15 protein-coding genes are annotated in these 23543 nt (G+C 40.2%); 9 read left to right on the top strand and 6 right to left on the bottom strand.

Features of this window, described 5'->3' with window-relative positions:
* Nucleotides 1-78 precede the first annotated feature (78 nt).
* From ACE01N_RS03365 to ACE01N_RS03345, 5 genes are all read left to right on the top strand, one after another.
* Nucleotides 79-441 carry a hypothetical protein gene (locus ACE01N_RS03365; RefSeq protein ID WP_380584805.1) on the top strand — a complete coding sequence of 121 codons (363 nt, stop codon included), beginning with the start codon at nt 79-81 and terminating at the stop codon, nt 439-441.
* 79 nt (nt 442-520) lie between these two features.
* On the top strand, nt 521-901 hold the full coding sequence (locus ACE01N_RS03360; RefSeq protein WP_375727523.1) for a VOC family protein: 381 nt from the start codon (nt 521-523) through the stop codon (nt 899-901).
* A 1-nt stretch (nt 902) separates the two neighbouring features.
* Nucleotides 903-1874: an NAD(P)-dependent alcohol dehydrogenase gene (locus ACE01N_RS03355; RefSeq protein WP_380584802.1), complete on the top strand. Its 972-nt coding sequence runs from the start codon at nt 903-905 to the stop codon at nt 1872-1874.
* A 61-nt stretch (nt 1875-1935) separates the two neighbouring features.
* A complete protein-coding gene (locus ACE01N_RS03350) occupies nt 1936-2751 on the top strand; it encodes a hypothetical protein (RefSeq protein WP_380584800.1) in 816 nt (271 codons plus the stop codon).
* Between the two features lie 69 nt (nt 2752-2820).
* A complete protein-coding gene (locus tag ACE01N_RS03345) occupies nt 2821-3747 on the top strand; it encodes a sialate O-acetylesterase (RefSeq protein ID WP_380584798.1) in 927 nt (308 codons plus the stop codon).
* Nucleotide 3748: 1 nt separating this feature from the next.
* On the opposite strand, the gene ACE01N_RS03340 is transcribed toward ACE01N_RS03345, so the two are convergent.
* From ACE01N_RS03340 to ACE01N_RS03320, 5 genes are all read right to left on the bottom strand, one after another.
* The gene (locus ACE01N_RS03340; protein WP_380584796.1) at nt 3749-6097 is read right to left on the bottom strand and encodes a glycoside hydrolase family 31 protein; all 2349 of its coding nucleotides are present in this window, start codon (nt 6095-6097) and stop codon (nt 3749-3751) included.
* A 136-nt stretch (nt 6098-6233) separates the two neighbouring features.
* Entirely contained in the window at nt 6234-8516 is a 2283-nt protein-coding gene (locus ACE01N_RS03335) for a family 65 glycosyl hydrolase domain-containing protein (protein WP_380584794.1), read from the bottom strand.
* 10 nt (nt 8517-8526) lie between these two features.
* Entirely contained in the window at nt 8527-9186 is a 660-nt protein-coding gene (pgmB, locus tag ACE01N_RS03330) for a beta-phosphoglucomutase (RefSeq protein ID WP_380584792.1), read from the bottom strand.
* Nucleotides 9186-10493, bottom strand: coding sequence for an MFS transporter (locus ACE01N_RS03325; RefSeq protein WP_380584790.1), 1308 nt, complete (start codon nt 10491-10493; stop codon nt 9186-9188). Before ACE01N_RS03325 ends, pgmB begins: the two co-directional genes overlap by 1 nt.
* 177 nt (nt 10494-10670) lie before the next feature.
* A complete protein-coding gene (locus ACE01N_RS03320) occupies nt 10671-11705 on the bottom strand; it encodes a LacI family DNA-binding transcriptional regulator (protein ID WP_380584788.1) in 1035 nt (344 codons plus the stop codon).
* Nucleotides 11706-11997: 292 nt separating this feature from the next.
* Between ACE01N_RS03320 and ACE01N_RS03315 the strand changes: the two genes are divergently transcribed.
* From ACE01N_RS03315 to ACE01N_RS03300, 4 genes are all read left to right on the top strand, one after another.
* A complete protein-coding gene (locus tag ACE01N_RS03315; protein ID WP_380584786.1) occupies nt 11998-14946 on the top strand; it encodes a SusC/RagA family TonB-linked outer membrane protein in 2949 nt (982 codons plus the stop codon).
* Between the two features lie 30 nt (nt 14947-14976).
* On the top strand, nt 14977-16560 hold the full coding sequence (locus ACE01N_RS03310) for a RagB/SusD family nutrient uptake outer membrane protein (protein WP_380584784.1): 1584 nt from the start codon (nt 14977-14979) through the stop codon (nt 16558-16560).
* A 43-nt stretch (nt 16561-16603) separates the two neighbouring features.
* Nucleotides 16604-18088 carry a SusF/SusE family carbohydrate-binding protein gene (locus ACE01N_RS03305; RefSeq protein WP_380584782.1) on the top strand — a complete coding sequence of 495 codons (1485 nt, stop codon included), beginning with the start codon at nt 16604-16606 and terminating at the stop codon, nt 18086-18088.
* Between the two features lie 107 nt (nt 18089-18195).
* Nucleotides 18196-20946, top strand: a complete 2751-nt coding sequence (locus ACE01N_RS03300; protein ID WP_380584780.1) for an alpha-amylase family glycosyl hydrolase — start codon at nt 18196-18198, stop codon at nt 20944-20946.
* A 99-nt stretch (nt 20947-21045) separates the two neighbouring features.
* Here the strand turns inward: ACE01N_RS03300 and ACE01N_RS03295 are convergent, their stop codons facing one another.
* Entirely contained in the window at nt 21046-23487 is a 2442-nt protein-coding gene (locus ACE01N_RS03295) for an alpha-ketoacid dehydrogenase subunit alpha/beta (protein ID WP_380584778.1), read from the bottom strand.
* Nucleotides 23488-23543 lie beyond the last annotated feature (56 nt).

Here is a 23543-nt window from a genome sequence, read left to right as displayed (position 1 = left end):
TTAAACAAAGACAAAATTTCTGATTTGTTTTTGTAACTTATATCTGCTATGTCCGTTTCTCCGTACAAAAAACACAACATGAAAAAACTATTTATGCTACTCATTCTGATGGTTGTTATATCATCCTGTAAAAAGAAATCCCCGGTAAGCTTTGGTTTTGATTCTGATATAAACACAAATTCCAGCGGTCTTACACTTATGGATGTAGATAAAGGTGCAGATTTGATTTCTCTTACCGGAAGTGTAGTTGTACATACAGAATCTGTAGAAGTTATTCTAAGTGATCCGGCAGGAGCTGAAGTTTATAAAAATTCCTTTGCTGGGCCTGAAACATTTTCTATTAATGAAACATTTTCCGCAGCGCAGGGTACCTGGAAGTTACAATATACCAGCAACAATGCAACCGGTTCTATTGACTTGCATATGAGTTATACTAATTAAGCCTGAGTAATACAGAAATTTAGATCTCCTGACTCAACAATTTACCTGCTCATGGTGTTTTAATAATAAATTCTGTACCATGAAGTTAGGCGCATTTTCTGTTAGTCTGTCCGTGAAAGATCTGGAAACGTCAAAAGCGTTTTACGAAAAACTTGGATTTACGGTTTTTGCAGGTGATCCGGATAAAAATTACCTGATCATGAAAAACGATACAACTCTGATCGGGTTGTTCCAGGGAATGTTTGAAAAAAATATACTGACCTTTAACCCGGGCTGGAATGATAAGGCACAGCCTCTGCATGAGTTCACCGACATTCGTGATATCCAGAAAGAACTAAAGGTTAAGGATATTGCTATTGACATGGAAGCCGATGAAAATTCCAAAGGACCGGCCAGTTTTATGATCACAGACCCTGATGGTAACCAGATTTTGATTGATCAACACCTTGAAGCCCCATAACATGAAAGCAGTACTCCGCACCCAATATGGTTATCCCGATGTCCTTAACCTTGGTGATGTTCCCGTGCCTGTGCCAAAATTCAATGAACTCTTGATTAAAGTTTATGCTACAACGATCAACAGGACAGATTGTGGTATTTTACGTGGAAAGCCAGCTATAATACTAGCCTTTACCGGCTTTGGCAAACCAAAACAACAAACACCCGGAACAGATTTTGCCGGCGTGATTGAAGAGGTTGGCACTGGTGTAACCGCTTTTAAACGTGGGGATAAAGTGTGGGGATTTGACGATAACGGACTGGCATCGCAGGCAGAATTTATGGTAATACGCGAGGACAGGGCGATCTTTCCTGTTCCGGAAGGATTTTCGTTTACACAAGCTGCAGCATGCGCAGAAGGAGCACATTACGCCGTGAACTTTGTTAATAAAGTTTCTCTCTTTATGGATCACAAAGTGATGGTTAACGGTGGTACCGGAGCTATCGGGTCAGCTGCCATTCAATTGTTGAAAGCCAAAGGATTAAAAGTAACAGCGACAGCACCAACAGATCATCTGACAACTGTAAAAACCCTCGGTGCAGATCGTGTCATTGATTATCAGAATGACGATTTTACCAAAGATCATGACGTGTATGATTTTGTTTTTGACGCTGTGGGTAAAAGTTCATTTTCACAATGTAAACCTTTGCTTAAATCCAACGGGACATATATTTCATCGGAACTTGGTCCACATTCCGAAAATCCTTTATTAGCGCTAATTTCTCCTTTTACCTCAGGAAAGAAAGTGAAATTCCCTCTGCCAACGAATATAAAAGGCAGTCTGGCTGTAATACTGGATCTGATGAAACAAGGGAAATTCAAACCATTAATTGACAGGTCATTCCGTTTGGAAGAAATCAGGAAAGCTTATACGTATGTATTATCTGAGCAAAAGATAGGGAATGTGATACTGCAGGTTAGAGATGAAAAATAGCATCAGTACTTTCGTTTCTCATTTAAGCAAATCATACTATCTTTGGTGCTGAAAGCGGGTTATGAACAATACAACACAGCATCAAATCTTTTTTCATGTGGGAACCGGGAAAACCGGCACTACCTTTCTGCAATACCGTGTATTTCCAAAGTTGCGCAATATTTATTACATACAGCGGACACGATATAAAAAGGTAAAAAAGATTATTGCCAGAACCGCGGTTCACAAAATTCTGATTTCGCGGGAATTCGATCAGCAGCTGGAAAAAGAAATTGCATGGTTTACAGAATCCTATCCCGACACAACTCCGGTTATCGTATTCAGGCGACACGACAGTTATATTGCCTCGCAATACAGACGCTTTGTAAAAAACGGTTTCAGTGGAACATTTTCAGCATTCTTTGATCTGGAGTCAGATAAAGGTTATTTCAAACATTCAGACCTGAATTATTCACATCAGGTTGAATTGTTGAAAACATATTTTGACAAAGAACCCGTGGTGCTGTTATACGATGATTTAAGGAATGATCCGAAAGGTTTTATCCGAAAACTTGCAAAGATTATGGATGCGGAAATTGATACTGAGTCTGTTGATTACAGCCGAAAACACCGCTCATATTCTGAGAAACAGTTGAAAGTTATCCGGTCTGTTGCAAAATCTGTAAACCTTACTAAGCGCAGGAAGTATAAATCAGGACTCCTAAATTTTTTCTGGCGTATTGGTTTAGGAACTCTGAGATATTCCTTGCTCTTTCTTGCAAAGATTGTTCCTTCGGTATGGATTGATCCAAAGCCATTTATTGATCCAAAAGAACTGGAAAAAGTAAAATTGCATTTTTCACAGGATTGGGACAGAATTAAAAAAATAAGTTCTTAATTTAGTTTCCGGGTGAATAGTAACACTTCAATATTCACCCAGTGACTAAAAAATATAAAACATACTATAATGAAAAACCGAATAATTACAGCATTAACCGTTTTACTATTTATTCCAACGTTTGCATCAGCTAAGAAAACAGCAGTAAAAGATACCATCATGGTATTTTACCTTGGTGGCCAGTCCAATATGGACGGTTATGGTTTTGTGAAAGATCTGCCCGATTCACTGAAAAAGACGAATAAAAATGTATGGATCTTCCAGGGAAATACAGCAAGAGACAACGAAACGGGCGGCGGAATCGGGATATGGGAACAACTGAAACCGGGTCATGGACGTGGGACAAAAAGTGATGCCACATCCAATACCTATTCTGACCGGTTTGGCGTAGAGTTATCCCTTGCCCAACGTTTACAGGCATTATATCCGGATCAGAAAATAGCCTTGATAAAATACTCCAGAGGCGGTACTTCCATCGATCAGAGAGCAGCCAGAGGAGCCGGAAGCTGGGACCCCAACTACACGGATAAGACCGGTATTAATCAGTATGACCATTTTCTGGAAACTGTAAAAAATGCCTATGCAGTAAATGATATCAATGGCGATGGCGTTGAAGACGTGTTGGTACCGGCAGGTATTTTCTGGATGCAGGGAGAATCGGATGGTGATTTTACCGAAGATGTAGCTGCAGCCTATTACGATAATCTGAAACAACTTATGGGACTGATCCGTGCGACTTTCAGATCCAATGATCTTCCGGTTGTAATCGGTAAAATATCTGATTCAGGTGTGAAGAATAATGGCATAACATGGCCTTATGGTGACCTGGTTCAGTATGGCGAAGAAAAATTTGCCCGGACAGATGCCAATGCAACAATTGTCCGTTCCACCAAAAAATATTCGTATTCCGATCCATGGCATTATACCAGTCCCGATTATATCGATTTGGGAATTGAGTTTGCAAATGCACTTTACCAGTTAAAAGACAAAAAATAAATCAGCGGGTTTGAATTTCAATGGTCCGGTTGGCAGGCAAGGTGACTATAATTGAGGTGGTCTTTTCTTTTATTTCAGTCTTTATCCATTTCCTGTTGATTTTCACTTTTTCAAAATCAGGTTGATGGACTACAAATTTTAGCAGTCGATGTGGCGGTCTGCCCGGGTAATTATATCCTGAACTTTTAACCGTAAAAATGCCGTTTTTATATGTGAAATCAATCAACTCATATTGGTTCTTCTCATAAGCGCCAAAGGTATGGCCATCGTCTGCATACATTATAAAGTGTGATGCTTTACGTTCCGGGTCAGTAAAGAAGTGAACAATAAGAGTATCGGTTTTATAATCATCCGTAGACTGAATCGGAGAAATCATGGGAATAAAGCTGCCTGCTTTTACAAATACAGGAATGTCTGAGAGCGTGACCGCAACATCAATAGTTTTGCCACCTTCTATCATATCTCCGGTATGAAAATCATACCAGGTTCCTTCCGGTAGCGCAACTTTTTGCACGCCTGTGCCTGACCGCATGACCGGCGCCACCAACAAATTGTCACCCCAGAAATAGATGGAGTCGTTAGCTGACAGTTCGGGATCATCATATACCATGAACAATGGTTTTGCCATTGGTTCTCCGGAAGTATGGTTTTGCCATGCTAAAGTGTAATTATATGGCAACATCGCATACCTTAGCTTGATGTAATGCCTGACAATGTCCTGAATGGAATCCGCATAATAGATGGGTTCCGGTTCAGCATGCGAATCGGAATGCGGACGAAAAACCGGCGTAAAAACAGCATACTGCAACCACCGGGTATAAAGTTCAGGATTCTTCGTTCCACTGGCAAAGCCACCGGCATCGGAATGCATATAAGCAAGACCCGACAGCCCCATGCCAAGCATCACCGGTATCTGCGCACGTAATCCACTCCATGTTCGTCCCACATCTCCCGACCATGGAACTAATCCAAAGCGTTGTGACCCGGCATAACCGGCCCGACCTAACACAAACAAACGTTCGTCAGGATACTCCTTCCGGTAATGATCGTAAAACACTTTAGTCCAGTTATGCCCGTAAATACCATGTACTTCCGATGCCTTTCCATTCACATGAATCATGGAATCAGGATGAATTTCCGGTTCTCCCAGATCGCACCACCAGCCTTCAACTCCCTGCTGTTTTAATGCATCGTATCGTTGCCACAACCAGTCCCCTCCTTCAGGATTAAAAATATCCAGTAAACCGGCTTCGCCAAAATAAAAGTTGGGAAGTGTCATGGTTGTTCCGTCAGAATTTTTGCCAAATAAACCGTGTTGATCCAGGTAGGAATAATGATTTGACTTTTTAGTAAAAAACGGTTCACTGATCAATACGGTCTTCACGCCTTTATCTCTGAACTTACGGATCATTCGTTCCGGTTCCGGCCAATGTATTGAATCCCATGACAAATTACCCATTAAACCATCCTGAACCTGAGGGCCAAACCAGAAAATATCAAGGATAATGGCATCCATTGGATAACCAGCCTGAAACATGGAATCCACAACATTTTCGGTTTGCATCTGTGACCTATATCCAAATCTTGATTGCAGGTTTCCGAGCGCCCAGACCGGCGGAATAGGTTGCATCCCGGTAAATTTCACATAATCAGACACCAGCTTATCATAAGAATCATCAGCAAAAAAGTAAACTGTTGCATTTCCTCCCATGCTTTCAAATGAAAAACGATCCACATCACGATTCCCGATATCGAACCATGCTCTGGCAGGATTATCGAACAGCAACATGTATTTTTCAGAGGACATGATTTGCGGAATGGAATAATTGAGAAAATCTGCACCATTACCATAACCGTAGTTTGCCTGGTTATAGCACTGAAAACGGTATCCCCGGCGATTAAGAGGCAAAGCTCTTGCTCCTGTGCCATAAATCTGTTCTCCGGGCTTCATCCTGTTCTGGTATATCATTGTATCAGTGGAAGTTTCAAATTTTAACCCACCCAATTTTAATGCTCCCCTGTAAACAAAATTGATAGAGACAGGGAATTTATTAATGTGCACATCTATTTCATCAGTGGACAAAACCAGTTCATTATTCAATTCTGTTAAATGAGTTTCCAGAGTGCCTGTTATGACTGGTGCATAGGTCTTATTGGAATAAATCCGTTGATTTCGGAAAGACACTTTAATTATATTCTCTTTCACAGCAGACAGGATGTACTCTCCTGAATCTGTTGAAACTAACAGATCTTTTCCGTCGTAAATTTTTGATATATACCGATTTTTAGCATTGCCGGGAAAGAAGGCAAACCATAAAAAGAAAAAGTATAATCCAATGTTTCGCTTCATTCCTGGTAATTTTACTGCAATTACATCCGAAAACCTGCTTTTAAATTCTATATTGGGTCAATAAACTAATAATGTATATTTATAAAGGTAATACCTATTTATTATACATGCCCAAATATGCCCTTTTTAACCACCGTTAGTTTATCACCATTAAATTTCCATTTAAAAATAGCTCGAGGTCGCTTCCCTGTTCAAGTGAAAGTTCTACGCCACTTTCATTTATGGTTACACTAAGGATGCGCTCCCTGAAGTTTATCTTAAAAGAGAACTGTGTCCAGCCACTTGGAAGCACAGGATTGATATGCAATTTCCCATTCCGCACTTTAACACCACCAAAACCTATTACAACGGACATCCAGGTTCCGGCCATACTCGTAATGTGTAGACCCTCTGCAATCTCCTTGTTATAATCGTCAAGGTCGAGCCGCGAAGTACGCAGATAAAGTTCATAAGCTCTGTCGATTTTACCAAGACTCGTAGCCAGTATACTATGAACACAGGGCGACAGCGATGATTCATGTACGCACCTCGGTTCATAGAATTCATAGTTGACTTTTATCGTATTGTAGTCAAATTCATGTTCAAAAATGAACATTCCCTGCAGGACATCGGCCTGTTTTATAAAACATGAACGAAGAATTCTGTCCCACGACCAGTTTTGGTTAATTGGTCTTTCTGAAGCTGGAATATCTTCAGCAAGGCTATCCTCTTTATCCAGAAAACCATCCTGTTGCAAAAAAATACCACGCTCTTCATCGTAAGGCAGATACATTTTATCAGTAATATCCTTCCATTTCCGAATCTCTTTTTCTTCGTCGAAAGATGTTTTGCCCAAAACTGCAAGTAATTTCTGAGGCCTTGATTCCTTCAATTCACTGATAATTTCCATCGTATAACGTAAACACCAGGTTGCAATATAATTGGTATACCAGTTGTTATTAACGTTATTTTCGTATTCATTCGGACCGGTCACGCCAAGTATTACATATTTTTGCTTTTCTTCGGACCAATTGATCCGCAAAGACCAGAAACGTGCGATTCCAATAAGGACCTCAAGCCCGTAGTCTTCCAGATAGCTTTTATCGCCGGTATATGTTGTATAATTGTAAATGGCGTAAGCAATAGCCCCATTTCTGTGAATTTCTTCAAACGTAATTTCCCATTCATTATGGCATTCTTCACCATTCATGGTCACCATAGGATACAACGCAGCTCCGTTATTAAATCCTAATTTACCTGCATTTTCAATGGCTTTACCAAGATGCTTATAGCGATATAATAACAGATTCCTGGTTACCTCAGCCGGAGCTGTACCAAGAAAGAACGGCACACAATATGCTTCGGTATCCCAGTATGTAGATCCACCATATTTTTCACCTGTAAAACCCTTCGGGCCAACATTTAATCTGGGGTCATCACCGGTGTAAGTCTGGTTTAATTGAAAGATATTGAAGCGAATTCCCTGTTGTGCAGCCACATCACCCTCTATGGCAATATCGCTGTCGTGCCACTTTTTTGCCCACCATGCTTTATGGTTCTCTTTTAATTGCACATAACCCGTACGTGCTGCATTTTTAACTTTTTCCACTGCCAGTTTGGGAAGCTTCTCCACCGGATGATTCAAAGAACTTAAGACTGATACATACTTTTCAAGAGTCAGTTCAAGACCTTTGTCAAGATACACTTCATAAGCGGATTCAATTTTTTTATCTGTGGCAATGTGATTGGGTGTGGCAGTCAATTCCACCTGATTTATAAAAAGTTTATTATGCATGGAATATGCTACTCTGAAATCCAGTTTCTTCGTCTGGGCCACCAGGTGATTAGTAAGCGTTTTATTCTCTGTCTCAAGGATGTTCCAGAAAACTTCATCATAATTGGAATCCCTGTTTTTCACATCACCATAAATGCCTGGTTTTATTAGAATATTGGCACCTCCATCGGGTAAAAGTATGGAATATTTTATGGCTGCCACCTCCGGTTCATCCATGCTTAAGAATCGCTCAGCTCTTACCTGAACCTTTTTCCCTAATGGTGAAACAGCAGTAAATGACCTGCTTAAGATACCCCGCTGCATATCCAAAGCACGCTCGAACTCCACCACCTGCCAGGTCGCCAGGTCAAGCACTTCATTTTCAACGGTTACGTGAACCGGAATAAACGAAGGAGAATTCAGCACCTTGGCAAAATATTCCGGATACCCGTTTTTCCACCATCCTACGCGGGTTTTATCCGGATAATAAATGCCGGCAATATATGATCCCTGGAGGGAATCACCGCTATAGTATTCTTCGAAATTTGCCCGTTGCCCCATCTTCCCGTTTCCAATGCTGAAAATACTTTCAGCAGCTTCCTGCTTCTCCGGGTCAAACCGGTATTGAATGATTTTCCAGTTATCTTTTTCTATGATACTTTTCATATTGGCATTGTTAAAGATTTACCACAATTTCACGCAGTTTTTTCAGCGTAAAATCCTTAAATCCATCTGCAACATAATGTGCCTTTTGCAACACAGGTTTGTCACCTATACCAATTGCAACCATGCCTCCGTTCAAAGCAGCCTGGATGCCAGCCTGTGCGTCCTCGAATACCACCGATTCTGTCGGCTGAACTCCAACCAGTTTCGCCCCAAGGAGAAAGACCTCGGGATTAGGTTTGGCGTGTTGAACCATGGAGCCATCTACTATAGCATCAAACAACGATAGAATTCCAAGTCGTTCCAGTATAGTTTTCGCATTTTTACTCGCCGAACCTAAAGCGATACTTATCCCTGATCGTTTCAGCTCATCCAGAAATGACAGAACACCGGGCAGGATCTCATCTGGGTTCATCTTAAAAATATATTCCCTGTAACGCTTGTTTTTTTCTTCAGCCATCTGGTGTTTTTTTTGAGCATCAAATGTTAAACCTCCTATTTCCAGCAAAATATCCAGTGATGCCATTCTGCTTACACCTTTCAGCCGTTCATTGTCTTCAGGAGTGAACTCAAATCCAAGACTATCTGCCAGCTCTTTCCATGCCAGGTAATGATATTTTGCGGTATCACAAATCACCCCGTCCAGATCGAATATGCATGCTTTGACTTCCACTAATGCCCAGTCTTTTTATCCAACTTATCCTCCACAAAGAATGTACTTGCTGCTCCCAGCAACATCAAAACTCCTGAACCAATAATGGCATTAAAAGGATTATCATTATAAATGTGCTTAAGAATAAGCGTCCCGAAAACACCATTTGTAATTTGAGGAATTGTAATGGACATATTAAACAGTCCCATAAAGACACCCATTTGCTTTGGCGGAATTGTATTCGCAAGAATAGAGTAAGGCATGGCCAGAATACTCCCCCATGCAATACCGATGCCTATCATTGGTAAAATCAGCCACGTGTCATTTCTAAACAACATAAATGACAGGAAAGATAATCCACCAATGGTCAACGCTAAAGCATGAGTATGACGTCTTCCAATTCGTCTTGCAATGACAGGCAGTGATAACGCAATAATGGCCGAAATACCATTATAAACTCCGAACAAAATACCGACCCAGTCTCCAGCTTCCTGATACCCTGTGCTGTTGGCATCAAGCGTACCATAAAAATGATATGCTATTGCTGGTGTGGTGTAAACCCACATAGAAAATAATGCAAACCATGAGAAAAACTGAACCACCAGAAGCTGTATCATCGTTTTAGGAATCTTGAATTTTGTCTTAACTTTTGTTTCAACCTTCTCCTCATCGTAAAATTCAGGAGGATATTCTTTAGTTGTAGAAACAGTCCATACAATGGTTGTTATCAAAACCATGGCTCCAATATAAAACGACCAGTATACATTGGGTGCTACCCTTCCTGCTTCTTCAGCTTCTTTTGAAAAACCTAAAAAATTACCCAAAATATAAGGTAGCCAGGAACCAATAACCGCCCCAATTCCAATTAACAGGGTCTGTACTGAAAATCCCAGAGTATGTTGATCTTCCGGTAGTTTATCAGCAACAAGAGCACGAAATGGTTCCATGGAAATATTTATGGATGCATCCATAATCATCAGCAAACCGCCTCCAATAAACATTGGGGCAAGATATTGTGCAAAATGCGGAGCATTCGGCATCATGATTAATGCAATACTGGTCAGTATAGCACCAATAAGGAAGTATGGTCTCCTTCTCCCAAGTTTGTTCCATGTTCGGTCACTGTAATACCCTATAATAGGTTGAATGATCATTCCTGTTACGGGAGCAACCAACCAAAACCAGTTAAGATGTTCAACATCGGCTCCAAAAACCTGAAGGATTCTGCTGGCATTGGCATTTTGTAAAGCGAAGCCAAACTGGATTCCAAGGAACCCGAAACTCATATTCCATATCTGCCAAAAACTGAGGCGGGGTTTCGTTTTCATGAATATAGCATTGGTTAACAATTAATATTTCAGATTATTAATTGGCGGGAAGATGTTATACGGGAAATCTCTTTTATAAAATCAGTGCAACAAATATATGGACAATCACACCAAGTAAAAAATTACATCTCTTATATCGACCTGAATTTAAATGACTTAATCATTTTTTTTGAAATTTCAAACGTTTGCAGAATCTTTTACCAATCTGGTTGACTCTCGAACAACGAGTGTTGTTTTTATCATTTTGGTGATGCTGTTAGTCGTAGCTCTGCCTTCAATACGGTCAATCAGTAATTGTGCAGCTGCCTTTCCTACTTCAAATCCATGTTGTTCCACGGTAGTCATCGGTGGTTCGACCACCTGTGCAACCAAACCATCTGAAAAACCACATATTGACACGTCATCCGGTACACTAAATCCTAAACGTTTTACAGCAGTCAGTGCCCCTGAAGCGGTAAGATCGTTTATGGCAAAAATTCCATCCGGGTTTTCACCTTTTGTAAATAATGTCGGGGTTCTTTCCAATGCGCTTTCCCTACTGTCACACTCAAGAATAATACCTTCATCAACCGGTAAACCATATTTTTTCAGGGCGTCGATATAACCATTCAACCGGTTACGTGCAATTAAAAGATGTTTTGATGATCCTAGGTGAGCAATACGCCTGCATCCGCCTTTGATCATATGTTCTACTGCATTGAACGCACCATAGTAATCATCCACAACGATACGATCTGCTTTTACACCTGGACAAACCCTGTCGAAAAATACCAGAGGGATATTATCCTCAAGTATCTTTTCAAAATGATCATATTTGTGTGTATTCTTTGACATGGAAACCAGAATACCGTCTATACGGCTACTGATACAGGTATCTACGTTACGGATCTCCTTTTCGTAACTTTCATCCGATTGGCAGACCATAACATTATATCCATATTCTTCTGCGGCTTCCTCAATACCACTTATGACGGATGAAAAGAAAAAATGTACAATCTGAGGAATAACTACACCAATCACATTACTCTTCTGGCTTCTTAAGCTTAGTGCTATAGAATTAGGCGTATAATGATATTTGGCCGCCAGATCTCTAACTGCTTTTTTTGTTTCTGCACTAATATCGGGGTGATCTTTTAGCGCACGGGAAACGGTTGAAGGAGATATGCCCAGTTCGCGGGCAATATCCTTAATGGTTATCTGAGTTCTTTTCACCAGTATTGAGGTGTTGTGCTATTACAATATTAGGTATTAATATTAAGTTAAACAAGAAAACGCAATTCAACTGCTTACCTAATCCATAACTAACTTATGTGCAGAACACTAATTCCGAAAACGTTTGCGGAAACGTTTTCGTTAAAAATTGTTGCCTTTTGCGCAAGAAATCTATGCAATCGCTTTAAACAGTCATAGTTTTGTACTGGCTTGGGAAGGCTATACGTAAAAAATCTCTAAAAAAATCTCAGTTAATATTCAGGTTTTTATTGTTAACGAAGAAATTGATTCTATGAGACAAAAAATCAAAAAGCAGGCAATAATATTGTTGAGCACACTACTCTTATTTTCAACAAATATATTTGCTCAAACTGTAACTGTGACAGGTACTGTTACAGATGCAAAAGATGAATCTCCACTCCCGGGGGTTTCTATTCTTGTTAAAGGAACAACAATGGGTGTAATTACTGACTTTGATGGAAATTACAGCATTACCATTCCTTCAGCAAACGAAACCCTTGTATTTAGCTTTATTGGCTATAATACTAAGGAAGTTACTACCAAAGGTCAAACTGTAATTAACGTAGCCCTTGATCCCAAACTTGAGCAACTGGAAGAGTTTCTTGTAATTGGTTATGGTGTTCAGAAAAAGGAGGATAAAACAGGGGCTGTTTATAACGTGACTGACAAAGACATCCAAACGGTCGCCGTTCAGGATCCTATTGAAGGAATACAAGGTAAAGTTGCCGGTGTTACGATTAGAAAAGCCGGAAGTGACCCAAATGCAGGATTTAATGTAAAAATCAGAGGAGCCTCAGGATTATCGGCTGGTACAGATCCTTTATATGTTGTTGATGGTGTTGTTGGTGTTGACCCAACAACTATTGCACCTGAAGATATTGCAAGCTTTAACATTTTAAAAGATGCATCATCAGCAGCAATCTATGGATCCAGAGGCGCAAATGGCGTTATAATTATTACCACAAAAAAGGGTCAAAAAGGAGAATCAAGAATTGAATTCAGTAGTTATGGTACCATTGATCAAATTGCATCTAAAAGCAGACTTGATCTTATGTCTGCAAATGAATACAGAGCCTATGCTAATGAACTAGGAATTGAAATTAGAGACTTGGGATATAACACTGACTGGCAGGACGAAATTTACAGGACAGGATATTCCAATAATGAATCTCTGGCATTTTCAGGAGGAAATGAAAATGGCAATTACAGAGCCTCTGTATCTCACAATAATATGCAGGGAATTGTATTAAATTCAGGTAAACAACGTACAATAATGCGATTAAATGCAGAAACCAAAGCATTTAATGATGTTGTTACGCTATCCATGAATATTGCAAATACAATTGAACATAACGATTATATAAATTATGGAAGCTCAGGAGCTGACGGGGTATTGTTTCAGGCTTTTCAACGAAATCCCACTATTCCGGTTTATAACGAAGATGGGACATATTATCAGGATCCTACGCAACCGGTAAATAATTACAGTAACCCTGTTGCAGTTTTAAACGATATTCAAAATACACGGGATGCCAAGCGTTTCTTAGGTAGATTAAAAACAGATATTGACGTATTTAATGGTTTCAAAATTACCTTAAACGGTGCGTATACCCGTGATGACTCTGAATCATCATACTTTGAACCTGCATCTAATGGACCAATAAACGGAGAAGGTTATGGCAGACGGAATTACGGGAATAATGCATCCATTTTATTTGAAGCTTTTGCAAATTACAAAAAGGAGTTTAACAATCACTCTTTAAATCTGGTCGGTGGTTATTCTTATCAGAAATTCCTTTGGGACGGATTTAGTGCCGAAGGTAAAAACCCAGGTTCAGATTATACCAGGGCTGACGATTTAGCTTCATTGGCATTGGTTGTTCCGGGAGATGTTGATTCTTACAAAGGTGAAAGTAAACTTATTTCCGGTTTCGGAAGACTCGTTTACAATTATGCCGGAAGATATTTTGTGACTGCCACTTTAAGGCGTGACGGATCTTCCAAATTTGGAGCAAATAAAGAATGGGGACTGTTCCCATCAGCTTCTCTTGCCTGGAATATGAAGCAGGAGTCATTTATGAAAGATGTTGACTTTTTAAGCCTGGCCAAAATCAGATTAGGATACGGACAAACAGGAAATCAGGAGATCGATTCCTATAGGAATATTGCATTGTATGGTGTTACAGGTTATACACAGGATCCAACCACCAATAAATATACGGTTAATTACGGGGCAATTCAGAATCCCAATCTCTATTTAAAGTGGGAGGTAAACACTGAAATAAATATTGGAGCTGATTTTGGATTACTTAACGACAGAATTACCGGATCTGTGGATTATTATAACAAAAAAACCACAGACCTAATATATTCCTATACTGTTCCGGTCCCACCTAACCTAGTTACCAGTACCCTGGCTAATGGAGGTGCTATTGATATAAATGGTTTTGAGGCCTCATTAACAGGACATATCCTTGCCGGTCTAAATGCAAAATGGGCAAGTACAATCGTTGCCACACATGACAAAGCTATTATTACAGCCCTTGGAAACGAGCAATATCCGGCAGTTGAAAAAGTAAATGAAGGCTACTTACAGGAACCACTTGGTTATGGCACCTATACTCAAATTATGAAGAAAGGGGAAGAAAGGGGAACATTTTTTGGTCCTAAATTTGTCGGCATAGATAAGAGAACAGGTTCTTTTTTATATGAGAAAGCGGATGGAACTTATGCCACTATTGATAATATTGAAGAAAAGGACAAACAAATTCTCGGACATGCACAACCAAAGCTAGAGTTGGGATGGAGTAACAATATTACTCTTTTTAAGGATTGGGATCTAACCTTTACACTGCGCGGAATGTTTGGACACGATATCCTGAATGCTACTAATATGGTATTTGATAACCCAAGTTATTTCCCAACCCGAAACGTTCTGAATTCGGCACCTGCCAGGACTGAACTCAAAGAGGCTTCTACTTTTTCTGATTATTTTCTGGAAAAAGGAGATTTTGTAAGGCTGGAAAACATTACCGTAGGCTATACATTTAATACAAAAAATATTAACTGGCTGCAAAGAGCACGAGTATTTGCCTCAGGAAACAACTTATGGACACTAACTCAATACTCTGGTATTGATCCAAGTACAATTGGCATTGATATCTTTAATGTTTATCCAAAAAGTACAACATTCACCGTAGGGTTTAATGTTACTTTTTAAAATTAACCATATCAAATAACTGAATAAGTGATGAAGACATATAGAATATTAATTATTATAGCCAGTATTTTCTGGATCTCGGCTTGTAATCTTGATACTGAAATATATGAAAATTTACCTGCCGATAAGTTTCCGGAGAACGAAGGTCAACTGGAGTCAATTACGTTAAGTGCCTATACAGAACAAAGGCATTTGTTAGATGACTGGGGTTGGTGGCTATATATGCAGGAGGTAACATCTGATTTTCTGGTTTTCCCTCAGCGTGGAACAGACTGGGAAGATGACGGGAAATGGCGTGTTCTGCACAGACACACATGGAATTCTACAACAATAGGCGTGCAAAGCATGTGGTCTCATTTATACTCAGGTGTGGTTCGTTGTAACCAGGCTTTAGAGTATTTTCAGGCTGACAGTGAAGCAGCAACTCTGGCCCGTGCTGAAATGAAAGTTTTAAGAAGCTATCTTTTTTATTTGCTCATCGACAACTACGGAGCTGTGCCTTATAGTGAATCGTTTAGCAATGCCGAAAGTAATCCCTATCGTGTTAAACGAGCCGATATCTACAACAGATTAATTACAGTAGTTACAGAGGCAATTCCTGATTTACCGGAACCGGGAACGGTTGACAACTACAAAATTTCCAAAGCAATGGCCTATATGCTATTGGGCAAATTATATTTGAACGGAGCAATATACAAAGGCGATAGCAATTTCAATGTCAACGACATGGATTCCGTAGCAAAGTATATGAATTTAGTCATAAATTCCGGTTATCAACTTGAATCAGACAGGCTTGGACCATTTAAAGTTGATAATGCCGCTTCGTCGGAAGTCATCTTTTCAATCCTTGGAGATGAAAATGCGGATGATGGAATGCGTCACAATTTCAGAACACTGCATACACTGCATCAAAAGACTTACGACCTCCAAAGTTCGCCCTGGAACGGATGTGCTGTAAAACCGGACTATTATGAAAAATTATTTGCACCGAATGACGGTTATGACAATCCGGATGATAACACCTCTGTAAACGATGAGATAGTTGATCAAAGGGCAAGTGCTTTCCTTCGTGGTCAGCAGTATGATATTGATGGTAATGAATTATCCAATGACAATGGCAAACTAATTCTTACACAGGATATTAAAGCCGACATAATGACAGACGCTACTGATGGAGCTGCAGTTACACGATTTTCAGGTTACCGGGTTGTTAAATTCGAAGTAGAAATCGGATCAGGACCAATTATGAATAATGACTTTCCGGTGTTCCGCCTGGCTGATGCCTACCTGATGCGGGCCGAAGCAACATTGAGAGGAGCCACACTTGCTGATGCTTCAGCTGATGATGATCTAAATCAAACGCGTACCAAAGCAGGTTTGCCTTCTGTAACAGCTACATTGAGTGAAGTATTGGATGAAAGAGGAAGAGAATTATTTCTTGAAGGTCACAGAAGAAGTGATTTAATCAGGTTTGGACTTTTTGCTGACAGAAACTGGTGGCTGGGTGCAACAGAATCAGGAGAAGGTGCTGAAAGACGTGTGTTCCCTTTACCTCAGGATCAGCTTGATGCAAATCCTAATTTAAACAGTGATCCTGTTAATTTACAATTATAAAACGCAATTATTTTTAGTTACTAATTAATATAAAATAAAAGTTATGAAGAAAAATCTTTTGTATTTGTTCATGTTACTTATTGGGGGAGTTTATTTTACCTCATGTAATAAAGATGACAATGGCCCTACTGTAATAGATAATCCTATCTATGGAATGCAGATTAAAGGAACAGCAACCGGAGATGAAGTATTGGTTCTGGACGCAAAACAATATGTTGAACCTAGTAGTGATTATGCTGTAAAAGCTGTTAGGGAAGGTATGATGTATGGCATTTTCTATCTCTCAGCAGGCGAATTTGCATTTTCAGAAGTTACAGCTGATGAAACCATCAGTTACAGTGCTGCAAGTGTTGAAACAGTTTATCAAAATGCAGAGGTAGGAACTGCAACCGACTCTATCATGTATAAAAAAGGTAGTCTGGTTTCTGGTGGTACTGATACTTATTCAATCTCTGAAGCCGGTTTGTATTATGTGATGACCGATAAAACGACTTCACAGTTCTGGATTATGAAGATTAATGAATTCGAAATCAGTGCAACAGGAGATGTTGCTTCTTATGTTTCAGGTACTGCAGAATCAGCAACATTTACAACAAGTAAAAGCGTAAATTTAAGTGGCAAGTTTAAGGTTCGTATCAATAAAGCCTGGAAATTTATTTTAGAAGATGTTCCATGGACAAACCTTGATGCAGGAGGCCAGGACGGTGATCACTGTCGTCCTGATATAAGCTACGGAGGATCTCTGGCTGACCTGACCGCAGATGGTGATGATATTGAAGTTGATAATGGAGGACAATTACTAAACTTCACTTTTACCTGGACTGCAGGAGAGAAAGGTATTGCAGGTGTTGTCGGCACAACTGAAGATGCTGGCGAATTGCCTCCTCCAGAATACCCGGAACAAATGTATATGATTGGAGCTTCTATTGGAGGCTGGGACTGGGCTGCTAATAGTATCGAAATGATACCTGTAAATAGTAATCCTCATTTATTCTGGCGTGTTGTATGGATTGAAGCTGGGGTGACAGATGCAGGCATTAAATTTTGCCAGGAAAAAAGCTGGGGTAAAGATTTTGGTGTTGATGCAGCAGCAGGAGCTACTAACGGAGTTTATGCAAAAGGAACTGACAACGTACCTGATGTAGCTGAATCAGGATATTACACGGTAGTTGTCAATCTTGCTGATGAAACCATTGAAATAAATCCTCCTTCTGTAAATGGTGTTGGTCCTGTATTTGGGGATGACACATGGGCAGGAAATGTAGAATTCACAGTTGATAATGCAGCTAAAACAATTACATCTCCAGCATTCAGTGCAGATGGAGAATTACGTATGTGCGTTAAGGCAAATACATTAACAACAGATGCAGAAGTGCCAAGTGCTATTGAATGGTGGCAAGCTGAATTTATAGTTCTTAACGGTGTAATTGAATACCGTGGTACCGGAAATGACCAGGAAAGAGTAAATGTTACCGCAGGACAAAAAGTTACGCTTAACTTTACTGATGGAACAGGAACTATTGAATAATACATCTTTTTAAATAAAAAAGCATATCCAGTTTTGGGTATGCTTTTTTATTGTTTCTGAATTCTTGCATCATAAATTAGTCACCTTTTAAAAAACACCATGAAGGCATGAGGAAGCTCGTATTTATTTTACTTTCCTTATTTGAAATTGTCTCTTATGCACAGGTTGTGTATACCGATCCGGGCATACCAGTGGATTCGAAACCGGTTACTGTATATTTCAACGCATCAGAGGGATCAGGCGGCCTCGAAAATTATACTGGTGACATATATGCACACACTGGTGTTATCACTGATAAAAGTACCAGTGCAAGTGACTGGAAATATGTAAAGGCAGAATGGGGAGTAAATATTCCTGACTGTAAGCTGACCCGGATATCAACCAATCTGTATAAACTGGAATTAACGCCGGATATTCGATCTTATTATGGTGTGCCTGAAAGTGAAACGATCCTTCAACTTGCGTTTGTATTTCGTAGTGCTGATGGCACCAGAGAAGGTAAAGGAACCGGGGGAACCGATATTTTTGTGGATGTGGCCACAGATGAGTTCTCTGTTGCTTTCATCTATCCTGATGCTTCACCTTTACTTATTGATCCTACCCAAAGTATTGCTTTTAAAGCCTCTGCATCCGACACTGCTGATTTAAGCCTGACAATCAACAACAGCACAGTTCATTCCGTAAATGATATAAATATGGAATTCAGTTATCAGTTTATTGATCCGGGAAATTATACGGCTGTTATAAAAGCAGAAAAAGATAGCAATACAGATTATGATACGACTTTGATTTTTGTCAGGGATACTCCGGTTGAAAAATCACGACCTGAAGGCGTTATTGACGGAATTAATTATGTCTCGGATCAAACCGTGACCCTTGTACTTTATGCTCCTTACAAACAACATGTTTACCTGATCGGGGATTTTAATGACTGGACGCCGTCTTCTGATTACCAGTTATACAAGGATGGTGACTACTGGTGGATTACACTGAATAATCTCACTCCAGGGATTGAGTACGCATACCAATACCTTATCGATGACGGACTTCTGATCGCAGATCCTTACACCGAAAAAGTACTCGATCCCTGGAATGATGGTTACATTTCGGAAAGTGTATATCCAAATTTAAAACCATACCCTGCAGGAAAAACCACAGGAATTGTAAGCGTTTTACAACCCGGCAAAATCAATTACGAATGGAGAATTACGAATTACGAATTGCCGGAAATTTCTGATTTAGTTATCTATGAACTACTAATCCGCGATTTTGTGGAGTCTCATACAATAAAAGAAGTCCGGACCAAACTGGATTATCTTAAATCCTTAGGCGTGAACACCATTGAACTGATGCCTTTCAATGAATTTGAGGGTAACAGCAGCTGGGGATATAACCCTTCTTTCTTTTTTGCACCTGACAAATATTACGGCACAGAAGGTGACTATAAAGAGTTCATCGATTCATGCCATGCCAGAGGAATGATAGTAATTATGGATATGGTATTGAACCATGCTTACGGACAGAATCCAATGGTTCAGATGTATTTTGAAAATGGGAATCCCTCACCTCAAAATCCATGGTTCAATGTTACGAGTCCCAATACCTTGTTTTCATGGGGATACGATTTTAACCACGAATCACCGGCAACGCAGTATTTTGTTGACAGGGTAACCGATCACTGGTTGAACGATTATAACCTGGATGGATTCCGGTTCGACTTTACCAAAGGGTTTACAAATACTCCCGGAACAGGCCAGGCCTATGATTTATCACGCATCAAAATACTGGAACGTATTTATGATAAAATGAAGGAACAAAAGCCTGAGGCCTACATGATCTGCGAACATTTGGCTGATAATTCCGAGGAAACAGTGTTGGCCAATTATGGAATTCTGCTATGGGGCAATATGAATTATGCCTATGGTGAAAATGCCATGGGATATGTAACAACATCAAACCTTAGCTGGGCGTCATATAAAACCAGAGGATGGAATAATCCAAACCTTGTAAGTTATATGGAAAGCCACGATGAAGAACGTTTAATGTACAAATGCCTTACATGGGGAAATTCAAATGGGAATTATTCTGTTATGGATCCGGAAACTGCCTTAAAAAGAATTGGCATGGCTGCATCCTTGTTTTTTACGATTCCGGGTCCTAAAATGATGTGGCAATTTGAAGAACTGGGTTATGATTATTCCATAGATTATAACGGTAGAATTGGTGAGAAACCCATCTTGTGGTCCTATCTGGAAGATACTAACAGAGTCGCACTGAAAAATACATTTTCGAGACTCATCAATCTTAAGACTCAGAATCCTATTTTCAAAACCACCGACTTTACCACAGATATTGGGGCAAAATCTATTAAAAAGATAATTCTGAATGATAACGACACGGCTTTTGTGGTTGTGGCTTCCAATACTGACGTTTCAAATAAATCCAGTGTTGTTTCTATGCCCATGAACGGATGGTGGTGGGATGCCTTCACCGGGGACTCAATAGCGGTAGCCAATGAGACACTACAAATGGACCTGTCTGCCGGACAATTTAAAATATTAAGTTCATACAAATTAAACGGCGCTGCTCAGAAGGAAACAATTATCGACACACCGTATGTTGATCCCGGTAAGATTAAGATATACCCCAATCCGGCGACAGATAAAATTACCGTTGAATGCAGGTCTGAAATCCTTAAAATAAAAATTTATGATAGAATTGGCAGGTTAATTGAAATAAAAAAAGCAGATAATACGTTTCCTGTAATGAACACAAATCACTTTATATCAGGTCTGTATTATTTACAGGCTCAAACGTCTTCCGGGATAATAACTTCACCATTTATTATCATTCATTAGATTCACTACTGTTTCCGGAAGATACAAACTATGATTAGTTTGTTTTTCAGAGAGGTACCGTTTTCCCCTTTACGGTACCTTTTTATTTTGCATAAATGATCACGTCCAGCCAGGATATTTATCCGGTTTAGCTTCATTCATAATATCATATACATACTCAAACACATCATCAGCATTTGGATTTGAAAAATAATCACCATCGGTACTGTAGGCCGGACGATGGTCCCTTCCGGTGAGTGTTTTAGGGGATGAATCAAGATATTCAAAAGCTTTCTGTACTTCCAGTACCTGCTGCATCATAAATCCGGTAGCACCTCCTGGAACATCCTCATCAAAAAAGAGTACCCTGTTGGTTTTTTTGATAGATTCTGCAATAACGTGTTCCACATCGAACGGAAGCAGTGTCTGAACATCGATCAGCTCCACAGATATATCAAACGATTTTAATCGTTCGATGGCCTCCTGAGCGATCCTTACGCATGAGCCATATGTAACCAGAGTAATGTCTTCTCCTTCCTGTAAAATCTCCGGTTTGCCCAAAGGAACTTTAAACTTCCCCAGGTTGTCAGGAAGATATTCTTTAAGGTTGTACGCATTAAGTGGTTCAATTACCAACGCCGGGTTATCGTGATCAAGCAAGGTATTGTAAAAACCTGCGGCCTGCGTCATATTTCTTGGTACGCAAATATAGAAACCACGCAGACTGTTTATCAGCAAACTCATGGGTGAGCCGGAATGCCAAACGCCTTCCAAACGGTGCCCGCGTGTACGGACTATCAAAGGTGCTTTCTGTCCCCCTGCAGTACGCCAGGACAGTGAAGCCAGATCGTCGCTCATGGTCTGAATGGCATAAATCAGGTAATCAAGGTATTGAACTTCGGCAATGGGACGAAGTCCCCTAAGTGCCAGCCCTATGCCCTGTCCGATAATGGTTGTTTCCCTGATACCTGTATCACCCACACGCATCTCTCCAAACTTATCCTGCAATCCCGCCAGTCCCTGATTCACATCGCCCAGTTTCCCGGAATCTTCACCAAATATCAGAATCCGCGGATCGTTAGCCAGCAATGCATCAAAATTCCGACGGATCACCTCATTGCCATTCACCTGTATTGCAGCATTTGTTATTCCGGGAGGGACACTTTCACCCACCAGTTTTAGCCACGGTTCATCATAAAGATGTTTGGAATAGTTTTCGTAATTTTCTTTTCGTTTCTGTTTGAGCCATACATTCAGCTGATCCCGCAATGAACCTTTCAGCTCGCAGGTACGACAGGTATGCCAAAGAATTGTTTTGGCCGCACTCAGCAAATGTTCTTTCACCGGAAACTGCACTGCATCAAGTTCTTCCAGTACCTTATCAATCTTGCCTTTATTGACAATATCGCAGGTACAGGTTTTACCGGTCACAATTGCTCGTAGTTCCTTATAATAGGTGTCAAATTCTTTTCGGTATGCATCCCACGCTTTCTTGCGGGCATCACGAACCTCCTTCTTCGCTTCAGATTCCAGTTTATCCAGATCTTCCTCAAGCGCAAGATTATTTTCCAGAATCCATTCCTTCATTTTCACCAGGCAATCGTGCTCCTTTTCCCAGTTTAGCTGCTCCTGACTTTTATACCTTTCATGGGAACCTGAAGAAGAGTGTCCGAGTGGTTGTGTCAGTTCGTTCACATGAAACAAAACCGGCGTATGTGTTTTGCGACAAAGCTGTATGCCTTTCTGGTATATTTTTATCAACTCAGGGTAATCCCAGCCTTTAACTTTGTAAATCTTTAATCCGTTGGTACCGCTTTCTTTTTCAAATCCCTTTAAAGCTTCCGAAATGCTGTCCTTTGTGGTTTGCACACTCCGCGGAACAGAAATACCATAACCGTCATCCCAGATGGAGATAGCCATCGGGATTTGTAGCACACCTGCCGCATTGATAGATTCCCAGAACTGACCTTCTGATGTGCTGGCATCCCCGATTGTTCCGAAAGCCACTTCATTCCCGTTTTTACTCATAGATTGAAGATGGGAAAGATCCGGATTATTCCTGTATAATTTCGAAGCCTGCGCCAGACCTACTAAACGTGGCATCTGTCCTGCAGTACAGGATACGTCAGCTGAAGAGTTCGGTTGCTTTGTCTGATTTTTCCAGGAACCATCGGCATCAATTATTCTTGACCCGAAGTGGTTGTTCATTCCTCTTCCTCCGGTTGAAGGATTACGGTTTATATCAGTATCACCATATAGCTGAGAGAAAAATTCTTCCGGAGTCAGCATGCCTGTAGCCAACATAAACGTTTGGTCACGGTAATAACCCGATCGCCAGTCACCATTCTTAAATGTTTTTGCCATTGCAATCTGGGCGACCTCCTTACCATCACCAAAAATGCCAAAAAAGGCTTTTCCGGTAAGGACCTCCATTCTGCCTGTAGTACTTAAATTACGGCTGACCCAACCAAGTTTGTAATCGTTTAATACCTCTTTTTTGAAATCTTCAAACGAAAGCTCTTCCATATTCCCAAGTGGTGCAATATTGCTTTTAAGTGCCATGCATTTTAAATTATCACAACTTATAATAAACAGTAATTTTGATCAATGAGTTCACT

Source organism: Quyinboa ferrireducens (genome assembly GCF_042436675.1).
Taxonomy (GTDB): domain Bacteria; phylum Bacteroidota; class Bacteroidia; order Bacteroidales; family UBA5342; genus JBHJHP01.
The sequence above is the reverse complement of the archived record's forward strand: the minus strand, read 5'-3'. Positions and strand labels throughout refer to the sequence as shown.